The sequence below is a fragment of the Enterobacter sp. 01-M-02-SI-ECC genome (assembly GCF_047530595.1).
GTDB lineage: Bacteria > Pseudomonadota > Gammaproteobacteria > Enterobacterales > Enterobacteriaceae > Enterobacter > Enterobacter cloacae_M.
The window spans coordinates 66817-79695 of record NZ_JBLKCZ010000016.1 but is presented as its reverse complement, the minus strand read 5'-3'; the positions used below and the strand labels follow the sequence as shown (position 1 = coordinate 79695).

The window sequence follows — 12879 nt, the reverse complement described above, 5'->3', positions numbered from 1 at the left end:
CCGGCCTACGTTACTACACCAACAATATTACTGGTATTCGCTCATCGGCACGCAGGAGCAGAACAGGTTACGGTCGCCGTAGACGTCATCAAGACGCTTCACGGTCGGCCAGTATTTGTTTGCCACGCCTGCCGGGAAGACGGCCAGCTCGCGGGAATAGCCGTGGTTCCACTCGGAGACCATCTCATGCTGGGTATGCGGAGCGTTGACCAGCGGGTTATCTTCCAGCGTCCATTCGCCGTCCTGCACGCGGTCGATCTCCATGCGGATGGCCAGCATCGCGTCGATAAAGCGGTCCAGCTCGGCCTTGCTTTCAGACTCGGTCGGCTCAACCATCAGCGTACCCGCAACCGGGAACGACATGGTTGGCGCATGGAAGCCGTAGTCGATCAGACGCTTGGCGATATCCAGCTCGCTAATGCCGGTTTGCTCTTTCAGCGGACGAATATCGAGGATGCACTCGTGCGCCACGCGACCGTCGCGGCCGGTATAGAGCACCGGGAAGGCGGACTTCAGGCGAGTCGCAATATAGTTGGCGTTGAGGATCGCCACCTGGCTCGCCTGCTTCAGCCCTTCCGCGCCCATCATGCGGATGTACATCCAGCTGATTGGCAGGATAGAGGCGCTACCGAACGGTGCCGCAGAGACCGCGCCCTGACGAGTCAGCATGCCTTCAATCTGCACAACGCTGTGGCCTGGGACAAACGGCGCCAGGTGCGCTTTCACGCCGATAGGACCCATGCCCGGGCCGCCACCGCCGTGAGGAATGCAGAAGGTTTTGTGCAGGTTCAGGTGCGACACATCCGCGCCGATAAAGCCCGGAGAGGTAATGCCCACCTGAGCGTTCATGTTCGCGCCGTCGAGGTAAACCTGACCGCCGAACTGGTGCACCACTTCGCACACTTCACGGATAGTCTCTTCGTACACGCCGTGGGTAGACGGGTAGGTCACCATGATGCAGGAGAGCTTGTCGCCCGCCTGCTCGGCTTTCGCGCGCAGGTCGGCCAGATCGATGTTGCCGTTTTTATCGCACGCCACCACCACCACTTCCATGCCTGCCATCTGGGCAGAGGCCGGGTTGGTACCGTGGGCAGAGCTTGGGATCAGGCAGATATCGCGGTGTCCTTCGTTGCGGCTTTCGTGATAGTGACGGATCGCCAGCAGGCCCGCGTATTCGCCCTGCGCGCCGGAGTTTGGCTGCATGCAGAGCGCGTCATAACCGGTCAGCTTCACCAGCCAGTCGGAAAGCTGGTTGATCATCATATGATAACCTTCCGCCTGCTCTGGCGGGCAGAACGGGTGCAGCTCGGAGAATTCAGGCCAGGTGATCGGGATCATCTCTGCTGCGGCGTTCAGCTTCATGGTGCAGGAGCCCAGCGGGATCATCGCCTGGTTCAGCGCCAGATCCTTGCGCTCCAGAGAGTGCATATAGCGCATCATCTCGGTTTCGCTGTGGTAGCGGTTAAACACCGGATGCGTCAGGATCGCATCGTTACGCAGCATACTTTCCTGAATGGAGCGGCTGTCGAGCGCGACCTCTTTGTCGAGCGCATCAATGTCCAGACCGTGCGCGTCACCCAGCAACACGCTGAACAGGTTCAGGATATCGTCGCGGGTGGTGCTTTCATCCAGCGTAATGCCGACGGCATTGTGGATATCGCTGCGCAGGTTGATCTCTGCCGCATTCGCGCGCGCCAGCACGGCCGCTTTGTCCGCCACTTCCACACACAGGGTGTCGAAGTAGTGAGCGTGGCGCAGCTTAAGGCCTTTCTGCTGCAGGCCGCAGGCCAGAATATCGGCCAGGCGGTGAATGCGGCTGGCAATGCGCTTCAGACCAGCCGGGCCGTGGAACACGGCGTACAGGCTGGCGATGTTTGCCAGCAGCACCTGTGAGGTACAGATGTTGGAGTTCGCTTTCTCGCGGCGGATGTGCTGCTCGCGGGTCTGCATCGCCATGCGCAGCGCGGTGTTACCGGCAGCGTCTTTTGAGACGCCGATAATACGGCCGGGCATGGAGCGTTTGAATTCATCTTTCGCGCCGAAGAACGCCGCGTGCGGGCCGCCGTAGCCCATCGGCACGCCGAAGCGTTGCGCTGAACCAAAGACAATATCCGCACCCTGTTTGCCCGGTGCCGTCAGCAGCACCAGCGCCATAAAGTCGGCGGCAACGCTGACAACCACTTTGCGGGATTTCAGCTCGGCAATCAGCGCGCCGTAGTCGTGAACTTCACCGGTGGTGCCTACCTGCTGCAGCAGCACGCCGAAGACGTCCTGGTGATCCAGCACTTTGTCGGCGTCGTCGACGATCACGTCAAAGCCGAAGGTTTCCGCGCGAGTGCGCACCACGTCCAGCGTCTGGGGATGCACGTCCGCCGCCACGAAGAAGCGGTTGGCATTTTTCAGCTTGCTCACGCGCTTAGCCATCGCCATTGCTTCGGCGGCGGCGGTCGCTTCATCCAGCAGAGACGCGGAGGCAATATCCATACCGGTCAGATCCAGCGTCACCTGCTGGAAGTTCAGCAGCGCTTCCAGACGGCCCTGGGAGACTTCCGGCTGATACGGGGTGTAAGCGGTGTACCAGCCCGGGTTTTCCAGCATGTTGCGCAGGATAACCGGCGGCAACTGCACGTTGGTGTAGCCCATGCCAATGTAAGACTTATAGCGCTTGTTCAGGCCTGCGATAGCCTTCAGCTCCGCCAGCGCGGCGAATTCCGTGGTGGCTTCCCCCACCTGAGGCGGCGTGGCAAGCTGGATGTCTTTTGGCACAATCTGGCCGATCAGTGCGTTTAATGAATCCGCGCCAACTGTCTTCAGCATCTCCTGCTGTTGCTGAGCATCCGGCCCAATGTGACGTTCAATGAAGGCGCCACGGTTTTCAAGCTGGCTTAAAGTCTGTGTCATGAGCGATGGTTCCTGAAACGTGCAGTGAATTTAAGTTCCCTCTCCCTCTGGGAGAGGGTTAGGGCGAGGGGAAGATGGGCACCCTCGCCCCTGCCCTCTCCCGAAAGGAGAGGGGGATAAACGATTACTCGTCTTCTAACAGTGCTTCGTACGCGGTCGCATCCAGCAGCGCGGCAACCTGAGATTCGTCGCTGGCTTTGATCTTGAAGATCCAGCCGCCTTCATAAGGCTCGCTGTTCACCAACTCTGGCGAATCGCTCAGCGCGTCGTTGACGGCAACGATTTCGCCGCTCACAGGGGCATAGATGTCAGATGCCGCTTTTACGGACTCCGCCACGGCGCAGTCGTCGCCCGCGCTAACGGTCGTGCCCACGTCAGGCAGGTCAACAAACACCATGTCGCCCAGCAGCTCTTGCGCGTGCTCGGTGATCCCTACGGTGTAAGTGCCGTCCGGCTCTTTGCGCAGCCACTCGTGTTCTTTGCTGTATTTCAGTTCTGCTGGCACATTACTCATTGAAGTTCTCCTGATAAAAATGATTAGGCGACCGGCTTACCGGCGCGAACAAAAATCGGTTTGGTCACGTTGACCGACATTTCGCGGTTGCGGATTTGCACCACCGCCGTTTCGCCAATGCCCGCCGGCACGCGTGCCAGTGCAATACTGTAGCCCAGCGTCGGGGAGAAGGTACCGCTGGTGATCACGCCTTCGCGAGGATTGCCGTCAGCATCGGTAAAGCGCACCGGCAGTTCACCGCGCAGCACGCCCTTCTCGGTCATCACCAGACCCACCAGCTGTTCAGTGCCCTTCTCGCGCTGCATCTCCAGCGCTTCACGGCCAATAAAGTCACGGTCAGCCGGTTCCCATGCAATGGTCCAGCCCATATTGGCGGCCAGCGGAGAGACGCCTTCGTCCATCTCCTGACCGTAGAGGTTCATCCCCGCTTCCAGACGCAGCGTATCACGCGCGCCCAGACCCGCAGGCTTCACGCCCGCTTCCACCAGCGCACGCCAGAAATCAGCGGCCTTCTCGTTCGGCATGGCAATTTCGTAGCCCGCTTCACCGGTGTAGCCGGTGGTGGCGATAAACAGATCGCCCGCCTGCACGCCGAAGAACGGCTTCATGCCTTCGGTTGCTTTGCGTTGCTCGTCGTTAAACAGAGACGCGGCTTTCGCCTGCGCGTTCGGCCCCTGTACGGCGATCAGCGACAGGTCGTCACGGACGGTGATGTCGATGGCATAAGGTTCGGCGTGTTGGGTGATCCAGGAGAGGTCTTTTTCGCGGGTGGCGGAGTTGACAACGAGGCGGAAGAAATCTTCAGTGAAGTAGTAGACGATAAGGTCATCAATCACGCCGCCCGAGGCATTCAGCATGCCGGTGTAGAGCGCTTTACCCGGCGTCTTCAGTTTGGCGACGTCATTTGCCAGCAGATAACGCAAAAACTCCCGGGTGCGGCTACCGCGCAGATCGACAATCGTCATGTGGGACACGTCGAACATACCGGCATCGGTGCGCACCGCGTGGTGCTCATCAATCTGCGAGCCGTAGTGCAGCGGCATCATCCAGCCTTGGAAGTCCACCATGCGGGCGCCGCATAACACGTGTTGTTCGTACAAAGGAGTCTGTTGAGCCATCTTGTCCTCGTTGAAAAATTCACCGTGAAACCCGGTGTCGGCCCCGTTACCTGGCGCCGACGCAAACGTTCTCTTTTACCCGAACTTACCACCGAAACCGGCGGTTAACCATAAGGTAAAACGGGTCATCACATTAGCTTATGACCAAAAAACGCTAAAAAGCCTACAGAGTTATTCACTGGAAAAATGCGATTAACCCCGCACAAAATTAACAATGATCTAACAGGATTTAGCACATGGTGATATTTCGTGCGGAAAAACGGGCCGAATTTCCGTAACATAAAATCTCGTAGATTAGATTTTCTAATGCGAAAAATGACGTGAAATTAGAATATTTCAAACGAGGGAATTTCCCCGGCGCAGAGGCCGGGAAAATAAAGTGTGACGGGGATCGAGATTAGCGTAACCAGTCGGGAAGATCGTTAAGACCCATCGCCTGGCGAAGAAGTTGAGGTTTGACGCCAGGAAGCGTATCAGCCAGTTTAAGACCAATATCGCGCAGCAGTTTTTTCGCCGGATTCGCGCCGGCAAACAGCTCGCGGAAACCCTGCATGCCCGCCAGCATCATCGCCGCACTGTGCTTGCGGCTACGCTCGTAGCGACGCAGGTACAGATGCTGACCGATATCTTTGCCTTCGCGGTGCAGGCGACGCAGTTCCTCAACCAGCTCCGCCGCGTCCATAAAGCCAAGGTTGACGCCCTGCCCGGCCAGCGGATGAATGGTATGCGCCGCATCACCGACCAGTGCCAGACGGTGCGCCGCAAACTGACGCGCGTAGCGGCCGGTTAACGGGAACACCTGCCGCTCGCTTTCAAGGGCGCATAAGCCAAGGCGGTTATCAAACGCCATGCACAGCGCCTGGTTAAAGGCCTCCGGCGTCGCCTCGTGCATCTGCTGGGCTTTCTCCGGCACCAGGGACCAGACAATCGAGCACAGGTGCGGATCGGCAAGCGGCAGGAACGCCAGAATGCCGTCGTTGTGGAAAATCTGCCGCGCCACGCCGCCGTGCGGCTCCTCTGTTCGGATCGTCGCGACCAGCGCGTGATGACGATAGTCCCAGAAGGTAAGCGGGATGTCGGCTTTATTACGCAGCCAGGAGTTCGCACCGTCAGCACCGACCACCAGACGCGCGGTCAGCATGTCGCCGCTCTGCAGGGTGATAAACGCCTCGTTTTCGCCCCATGCCACCTGCTGGATCTGCGCAGGCGCAATCAGGGTCACGTCACTGCACTGCTGTGCTTTCTGCCACAGCGCGTGGTGGATCACCGCGTTTTCGATGATATGGCCCAGATGGCTATAGCCCATGCTTTCATCATCAAAAGCAATATGACCAAAGCTGTCTTTATCCCACACTTCCATGCCGTGATAGCAGCTGGCGCGCTGCGCCACAATATCTGCCCAGACGCCAAGGTGCGTCAGCAATTTCTCGCTGGCGGCATTGATCGCCGAGACGCGGAGTTCCGGCGGAGCATCTGGCGCAACGGGCTGAGGCTGCTTTTGCTCCAGCACCGCCACGCGCAGGCCGCTGCCCTGTAAACCGCAGGCCAGCGCCAGTCCGACCATACCGCCGCCAACGATGGCGACATCAACATTTTGCACGGTGATAACTCCTTAACGCGCGACCCAACCAAGAGTCCGCTGCGCCAGCACGTCACGTGCCGGAATGAATAATTCCATCGCCATCAGCCCGAGGTTGCGACCTGCTACCAGCGGCGCCCAGCGATTGGCAAAGAGAGGGACTAAGCCGTCGGTAACGCCGATTGTCGCCTCTTTATCGGCCTGACGTCGCTTCTGGTAATGGCTTAGCACCGAATAAGCGCCGCAATCTTTTTGCTCACCCCACGCCTGCGAAAGGGTTTCCGCCAGGCTCATGACATCCCGCAGGCCAAGGTTAAACCCTTGCCCCGCGATGGGGTGCAGCGTCTGCGCGGCATTACCGACAAGCGCCAGACGATGGGAGATGGACTGAGACGCTGTCGTCAGCGAAAGCGGGTAGACTGCCCGCTGGCCCGCATGGGTAATACGCCCCAGCCGCCAGCCAAAGGCCTTCTGCAGCTCGGTACAAAAACGTTCGTCTGACCAGGCTTTAACCTCTTCAGCCTTATCCTGCGGATGACACCAGACCAGGGAACAGCGCCCGTCCGACATCGGCAGCATCGCCAGCGGGCCATGCTGCGTAAAGCGTTCAAACGCCCTGCCGTGGTGTTCAGCTGCGGTAGAGACGTTGGCAATGACCGCAACCTGCCCGTAAGGCTGCTGACGCCACTCCACGCCGCACTGGGCGCCGAGCGATGAGCGCGAGCCGTCCGCGGCGACCAGAAGCTGGCCTTCAAGCACGGTGCCGTTTTCCAGCGTTACGCTGACCGACTCCTCGCTGCGGCTCACGCCGGCCACGCGCGCCGGACAATGCAGCGTGACGCCCGGCGCATCCTGGAGCAGGCGGAACAGACGCAATCCGACGTCGTGCAGCTCAACAACCTGACCCAGCGCGTCAATGCGGTAATCCTGCGCGTCCAGCGTGACAAAGCCAGCATGGCCGCGATCGCTTACGTGAACGGTTTCAATTGCCGTCGCGCAATCGGCGATGGCCTGCCAGATGCCAATACGGGACAGCTGCTGGCAGGTACCCTGCGCCAGGGCAATAGCGCGGGAATCAAAACCGGGATGATTCTTTGCCTGCGGCGCGACGGCTTCCACCAGGTGCACCGCAAGCTGCCCCTTCGTCAAATGTGAAATGGCCAGCGCCAGCGTGGCCCCGGTCATGCCGCCGCCAACGATAATCACGCTCATGCGCGTGCCGCTGCCATCAGCGCCTCGATATCGTCAGCGTTTTTCACGACGCTCGCGGTCAGGTTTTCGTTACCGGTTTCGGTAATAACGATGTCATCTTCAATACGAATGCCAATCCCGCGGTACTCCTCAGGCACGTCGGCATCCGGCGCGATATACAGGCCTGGCTCCACGGTTAACACCATGCCCGGCTCCAGCACGCGCGAACGGTCGGCGCCGTACGCGCCAACGTCATGCACATCCAGCCCCAGCCAGTGGCTCAGGCCGTGCATGAAATACGGTCGATGCGCATTTTCAGCGATCAGAGTGTCGACCTCCCCTTTCAGGATCCCGAGCCTGACCAGGCCGGTAATCATGATGCGCACCACTTCACCGGTCACTTCCTGCATGGAGGTTCCGGGACGATACAGCCTGAGCGCCGTCTCAAGCGACTCGAGAACGATGTCATAAATGGCGCGCTGTGCCGGTGAGAATTTACCGTTCACCGGGAAAGTACGGGTGATGTCCCCCGCGTAGCCCTGGTATTCGCAACCGGCGTCAATCAGCACCAGATCGCCGTCGCTCAGCGCGCTTTCGTTTTCGGTGTAGTGCAGAATGCAGCCGTTTTCTCCGCCGCCAACAATGGTGTTGTAGGAGGGATAACGCGCGCCGTGGCGGTTAAATTCGTGGTGAATTTCGCCTTCCAGCTGGTATTCGAACAGCCCGGGACGGCACTTTTCCATGGCGCGGGTGTGCGCCAGGGCGCTGATTTCGCCCGCACGACGCATCAAATTCAGCTCTTCTTCAGACTTGAACAGGCGCATTTCATGCACCACCGGACGCCAGTCCGTCAGCGTGGCCGGCGCGGACAGGTTCTGCCGCGAGCCTTTGCGCAGCTTATCCAGCGCGGTGAAAACAATCTCATCGGCGTAGGCATATTCACCCTGCGCGTGATAGAGCACGTCGAGGCCGTTAAGCAGCTGATAGAGCTGCTGGTTGATTTCGCTAAACGCCAGCGCGCGGTCAACGCCCAGCTTCGCCGGTGCGGCCTCCTGGCCCAGGCGGCGGCCAAACCAGATTTCGGCTGTCAGATCGCGCACGCGGTTGAAAATCACGCTGTGGTTGTGGGTGTCATTGCTCTTAATCAGCACCAGCACCGCTTCCGGCTCGTTAAAGCCGGTGAAGTACCAGAAATCGCTGCTCTGGCGATAGGGATATTCGCTGTCGGCGCTGCGCGTGACTTCGGGCGCAGCAAAAATCAGCGCGGCGCTGCCCGGCTGCATTGTTGCCAGCAGCGCCTGACGGCGGCGCGAATACTCTTGACTCGAGATAACCATGACACCCTCCTGTGCGTTATTTTTCTTAATGTAAGGTTGGCTTGCGGACTTCCGGCGCGGTCGGCTGTGAGCGCGTAAAGTTGTCGTGGCACAGCAGTGCCGCCACGCGCACGTACTCGATGATCTCTTCGAGAGACATTTCCAGCTCTTCCTGGTCTTCGTCTTCATCGTAGCCGAGCTGGGCGATGTTACGCAGGTCGTCGATCGCCTCACCCGCTTCGCCGGTCACTTTATCCAGTTTAGGCTGCGTCACGCCCAGCCCCAGCAGATAGTGGTTTACCCAGCCGGCCAGCGCATCGGCGCGATCGAACACGCTGACGTCGTCGCCTTCAGGCAGATAAAGCTGAAAAAGGAAGCCATCGTCTTCCAGCGAATCGCTGGTTGCAGCGTGCATTTTACGCAGCGCTTCCGCCAGCTCGTGACCAAACGCCAGCCCTTCATTCGTGAGGTCGTGGATCAGCGGCTGCCATGAGCTGTCGCTGTTTCCGCCGCACAGCATGCCACTGATCAGACCGTGCATTTCGGCAGGGGTTAAACCGATTCCCTGCTGGTTCAGTAACTGGTTTAAATCCTTGTAACCAGGCATTTCGTTCTGTATAGACATGAGCATTCGTCATCAAAGGGGGGAAGTTTCATGATATGCTACCACTTTGGACCCTGGTGATACCAGAAAAGGGCTTGTATCTTCACATCAGGGTAGCTATAGTGTCGCCCCTTCGCAGCCCCCGGGGCAGTAAGCGAAGGCAGCGCAGTCAATCAGCAGGAAGGTGGCATGTCTGCACAACCCGTCGATCTCCAGATTTTTGGCCGTTCACTGCGAGTGAATTGTCCGCCTGAACAAAGGGATGCTTTGAATCAGGCAGCGGACGATTTGAATCAGCGGTTGCAAGATCTAAAAGAACGCACTAGAGTCACAAATACTGAGCAGCTGGTTTTCATCGCCGCGTTGAACATCAGCTATGAACTGACTCAGGAAAAAGCGAAGACCCGCGACTACGCGGCAAGCATGGAGCAGCGCATTAAAATGCTCCAGCAGACCATAGAACAGGCATTGCTTGATCAAGGTCGCAATCCCGAAAGACCGGGACCAAAGTTTGAATAACACTTCTCAGTTGACTATGGTAGAGTAACTGTGAAGACAAAATTTCTCTGAGATGTTCGCAAGCGGGCCAGTCCCCTGAGCCGATATTTCATACCACAAGAATGTGGCGCTCCATGGTTGGTGAGCATGCTCGGTCCGTCCGAGAAGCCTTAAAACTATGACGACACATTCACCTTGAACCAAGGGTTCAAGGGTTACAGCCTGCGGCGGCATCTCGGAGATTCCCTCTCTTTTCTTCTACCGACTACCATGACCCAATTCCCTGAAGTTTCTGCTTCACGCCAGGACATCCGTCAGTTAATTCGTCAGCGCCGCCGTGCGTTAACCGCCGATCAGCAAGCGCATTTTGCCCAGCAGGCCGCCGCCCGTATGATGGCGTATCCCCCTGTCGTGATGGCGCACACCGTTGCGCTGTTTCTGTCATTTGATGGAGAGCTGGATACCCAACCGCTGATAGAGCAGCTCTGGCGCGCCGGGAAGAAGGTCTATCTGCCGGTGCTGCACCCGTTCAGCGAAGGTAATTTGCTGTTTCTGCACTACCACCCGCACAGCGAACTGGTGGTGAATCGCCTGAAAATCACCGAACCGAAACTCGACGTGCGCGACGTGCTCCCGCTGTCACAGCTGGATGTGCTGATTACACCGCTGGTGGCGTTTGATGAACAGGGCCAGCGTTTAGGGATGGGCGGCGGTTTTTATGACCGGACGCTGCAAAACTGGCAGCAGTACGGGTTGCAGCCGGTGGGCTATGCGTATGATTGTCAGGGCGTGGAGGCGTTGCCGGTGGAGAAGTGGGATGTGCCGTTGCCGGCGGTGGTGACGCCGTCGAAGTTGTGGGAATGGTGAATCAAACGTGCGGCCTGATGCCCTCACCCCAGCCCACTCCCACAGGGAGAGGGTGAAAACATAAAAAAACGGTAACTATCGTTACCGTTTTGCATTTACCTCGCCACAATTAGTACAGCAGACGCGCGCGAATCGTTCCCTGAATCGCCTTCATGCTCTGCAGCGCTTTTTCGGCCACATCGTCATCCGCTTCGATATCAATAACCACGTAGCCCATCTGCGAGTTCGTCTGCAGATACTGCGCGGCAATGTTGACGCCCTGCTCGGCAAAGATCTGGTTGATCGCGGTCAGCACGCCAGGACGGTTCTCGTGGATGTGCAGCAGACGTCGACCGCCGTGCAACGGCAGAGACACTTCCGGGAAGTTCACGGCAGAGAGCGTTGAACCGTTGTCGGAATATTTGCTCAGCTTACCCGCCACTTCCAGGCCGATATTTTCCTGCGCTTCCTGAGTCGAACCGCCAATGTGCGGCGTCAGAATCACGTTGTCGAACTCGCACAGCGGAGAGGTAAACGGATCGCTGTTGGTCGCAGGCTCCGTCGGGAAGACGTCGATGGCCGCGCCCGCCAGATGCTTACGCTTCAGCGCATCCGCCAGGGCCGGGATATCGACAACCGTGCCGCGCGCGGCGTTAATCAGCAGTGAGCCCGGCTTCATCAGCGCCAGCTCTTCCGCGCCCATCATGTTTTTGGTGGACGCATTTTCCGGCACGTGCAGGCTCACCACGTCGCTCATGTTCAGCAGGTCAGACAGGTGTTGAACCTGGGTCGCATTGCCCAGCGGCAGCTTGCTTTCGATATCATAGAAAAACACGTGCATGCCCAGGGATTCCGCCAGAATACCGAGCTGCGTACCGATGTGGCCGTAGCCGATAATCCCCAGTTTTTTACCACGCGCTTCATATGAGCCGGACGCCAGCTTGTTCCACACGCCGCGGTGCGCCTTGGCGTTCGCTTCAGGAATGCCGCGCAGCAGCAGCAGCAGTTCGCCGATCACCAGCTCCGCCACGGAACGGGTGTTGGAAAACGGGGCGTTGAAGACGGGAATACCGCGTTTGGCGGCAGCATTCAGGTCAACCTGGTTGGTACCGATGCAGAAGCAGCCGATAGCCACCAGCTTTTCCGCAGCGGCAATAACCTCTTCAGTCAGGTGAGTACGGGATCGCAGGCCAATGAAGTGGGCATCACGGATGGACGCTTTCAGCTCTTCGGTATCGAGCGCGCCTTTGTGAAATTCGATGTTGGTGTAACCTGCCGCACGAAGGCTATCGATTGCTTTTTGATGCACGCCCTCGACCAGCAGGAATTTAATCTTGTCTTTCTCCAGTGATACCTTTGCCATTTACCCGACCCTGTTTTTGTCTGAACTGATGTTGTGCTGGATATGAATCCGCTGTAGCCAACATATCAAAAAAAACTATTGCAGCAATATGAACGTTTGCGTCAGCACTCTGAAGAAAAGTCATACAGAGCAAAATGTCAGAGGAAAATGCTATGGAAATTTACAAACGCGGCAGGATCGGCAAAAGAGGCGGAAAAACGTGACACAAGTCACCGAATTTAGCTTTTCAAAAATTTTTTAGCGGGGGGAGGACTCCCCCCGTCAGATCATTTTACGATGGTTTTCACGCCTTCAGCGGTGCCGATCAGCGCCACATCCGCGCCACGGTTGGCGAATAGCCCTACGGTCACTACGCCTGGGATAGCGTTGATGGCATTTTCCAGCGCAATCGCGTCGAGGATTTCCAGACCGTGAACGTCGAGGATCACGTTACCGTTATCGGTGACTACGCCCTGACGATACTCCGGACGACCGCCCAGCTTCACCAGCTGACGAGCAACCGCGCTACGGGCCATTGGGATCACTTCGACCGGCAGCGGGAAATTACCCAGAATGTCGACCTGCTTGGAGGCGTCCGCGATGCAGATAAACTTGTCCGCAACGGAGGCGATGATCTTCTCACGCGTCAACGCCGCGCCGCCGCCTTTGATCATCTGCATGTGGCCGTTGATCTCATCCGCACCATCAACGTAAATCCCCAGACGATCCACTTCGTTGAGATCGAAAACGGTAATGCCGAGGCTTTTCAGCTTTTCCGTGGAAGCATCAGAGCTGGAAACCGCGCCCTCGATTTGCCCCTTCATCGTGCCCAGCGCATCGATAAAGTGTGCCGCGGTTGATCCCGTACCGACACCGACAATGGTACCCGGCTGCACGTACTGGAGAGCGGCCCATCCTACTGCTTTTTTCAGTTCATCCTGCGTCATGATCGTTTTGCCTGTGGTGTGAA

At 58.1% G+C, this 12879-nt stretch carries 11 protein-coding genes and 1 other RNA gene; 3 read left to right on the top strand and 9 right to left on the bottom strand.

All coding sequences use genetic code 11. The annotated features are described in order from the left end of the window. Positions 1–27: 27 nt before the first annotated feature. The 7 genes from gcvP to ACMWLG_RS18320 all read right to left on the bottom strand — a co-directional run bounded on the left by gcvP (position 28) and on the right by ACMWLG_RS18320 (position 9244). Positions 28–2901: an aminomethyl-transferring glycine dehydrogenase gene (gene gcvP / locus ACMWLG_RS18350; RefSeq protein ID WP_045405032.1), complete on the bottom strand. Its 2874-nt coding sequence runs from the start codon at positions 2899–2901 to the stop codon at positions 28–30. A gap of 124 nt (positions 2902–3025) precedes the next feature. Beyond that, complete coding sequence (gene gcvH / locus ACMWLG_RS18345; protein WP_045405029.1) at positions 3026–3415, bottom strand: glycine cleavage system protein GcvH; 390 nt, start codon at positions 3413–3415, stop codon at positions 3026–3028. Between the two features lie 23 nt (positions 3416–3438). Continuing rightward, on the bottom strand, positions 3439–4533 hold the full coding sequence (gene gcvT, locus ACMWLG_RS18340; protein WP_045405026.1) for a glycine cleavage system aminomethyltransferase GcvT: 1095 nt from the start codon (positions 4531–4533) through the stop codon (positions 3439–3441). Positions 4534–4930: 397 nt separating this feature from the next. Beyond that, positions 4931–6133: an FAD-dependent 2-octaprenylphenol hydroxylase gene (ubiI, locus tag ACMWLG_RS18335; protein ID WP_045405024.1), complete on the bottom strand. Its 1203-nt coding sequence runs from the start codon at positions 6131–6133 to the stop codon at positions 4931–4933. A gap of 12 nt (positions 6134–6145) precedes the next feature. After that, the gene (ubiH, locus tag ACMWLG_RS18330) at positions 6146–7324 is read right to left on the bottom strand and encodes a 2-octaprenyl-6-methoxyphenyl hydroxylase (RefSeq protein ID WP_045405022.1); all 1179 of its coding nucleotides are present in this window, start codon (positions 7322–7324) and stop codon (positions 6146–6148) included. Then, complete coding sequence (gene pepP, locus ACMWLG_RS18325; protein WP_100245657.1) at positions 7321–8634, bottom strand: Xaa-Pro aminopeptidase; 1314 nt, start codon at positions 8632–8634, stop codon at positions 7321–7323. The genes ubiH and pepP overlap by 4 nt, the downstream gene beginning before the upstream one ends. A 31-nt stretch (positions 8635–8665) precedes the next feature. Continuing rightward, positions 8666–9244 (bottom strand): YecA family protein, encoded by a 579-nt coding sequence (locus ACMWLG_RS18320; RefSeq protein WP_023333316.1) that lies wholly within the window; start codon positions 9242–9244, stop codon positions 8666–8668. Positions 9245–9412: 168 nt separating this feature from the next. Between ACMWLG_RS18320 and zapA the strand changes: the two genes are divergently transcribed. The 3 genes from zapA (at position 9413) to ACMWLG_RS18305 (ending at position 10588) form a co-directional block, all read left to right on the top strand. Beyond that, positions 9413–9742 (top strand): cell division protein ZapA, encoded by a 330-nt coding sequence (gene zapA / locus ACMWLG_RS18315; protein WP_006811891.1) that lies wholly within the window; start codon positions 9413–9415, stop codon positions 9740–9742. Between the two features lie 41 nt (positions 9743–9783). Next, positions 9784–9967, top strand: a non-coding RNA gene (gene ssrS, locus ACMWLG_RS18310) — 6S RNA. A gap of 24 nt (positions 9968–9991) precedes the next feature. Continuing rightward, positions 9992–10588, top strand: coding sequence for a 5-formyltetrahydrofolate cyclo-ligase (locus tag ACMWLG_RS18305; RefSeq protein ID WP_045405018.1), 597 nt, complete (start codon positions 9992–9994; stop codon positions 10586–10588). A gap of 109 nt (positions 10589–10697) precedes the next feature. Here the strand turns inward: ACMWLG_RS18305 and serA are convergent, their stop codons facing one another. Both serA and rpiA read right to left on the bottom strand, forming a co-directional pair. Continuing rightward, the gene (gene serA, locus ACMWLG_RS18300) at positions 10698–11930 is read right to left on the bottom strand and encodes a phosphoglycerate dehydrogenase (RefSeq protein WP_023309113.1); all 1233 of its coding nucleotides are present in this window, start codon (positions 11928–11930) and stop codon (positions 10698–10700) included. Between the two features lie 266 nt (positions 11931–12196). Beyond that, a complete protein-coding gene (gene rpiA / locus ACMWLG_RS18295; RefSeq protein WP_045405015.1) occupies positions 12197–12856 on the bottom strand; it encodes a ribose-5-phosphate isomerase RpiA in 660 nt (219 codons plus the stop codon). Positions 12857–12879 lie beyond the last annotated feature (23 nt).

Bases quoted from the DNA above. Each gene is read 5' to 3' on its own strand.
- gcvP (WP_045405032.1), bottom strand. From the start codon at position 2,901: ATGACACAGACTTTAAGCCAGCTTGAAAACCGTGGCGCCTTCATTGAA.
- gcvH (WP_045405029.1), bottom strand. From the start codon at position 3,415: ATGAGTAATGTGCCAGCAGAACTGAAATACAGCAAAGAACACGAGTGG.
- gcvT (WP_045405026.1), bottom strand. From the start codon at position 4,533: ATGGCTCAACAGACTCCTTTGTACGAACAACACGTGTTATGCGGCGCC.
- ubiH (WP_045405022.1), bottom strand. From the start codon at position 7,324: ATGAGCGTGATTATCGTTGGCGGCGGCATGACCGGGGCCACGCTGGCG.
- ACMWLG_RS18320 (WP_023333316.1), bottom strand. From the start codon at position 9,244: ATGTCTATACAGAACGAAATGCCTGGTTACAAGGATTTAAACCAGTTA.
- zapA (WP_006811891.1), top strand. From the start codon at position 9,413: ATGTCTGCACAACCCGTCGATCTCCAGATTTTTGGCCGTTCACTGCGA.
- ACMWLG_RS18305 (WP_045405018.1), top strand. From the start codon at position 9,992: ATGACCCAATTCCCTGAAGTTTCTGCTTCACGCCAGGACATCCGTCAG.
- serA (WP_023309113.1), bottom strand. From the start codon at position 11,930: ATGGCAAAGGTATCACTGGAGAAAGACAAGATTAAATTCCTGCTGGTC.
- rpiA (WP_045405015.1), bottom strand. From the start codon at position 12,856: ATGACGCAGGATGAACTGAAAAAAGCAGTAGGATGGGCCGCTCTCCAG.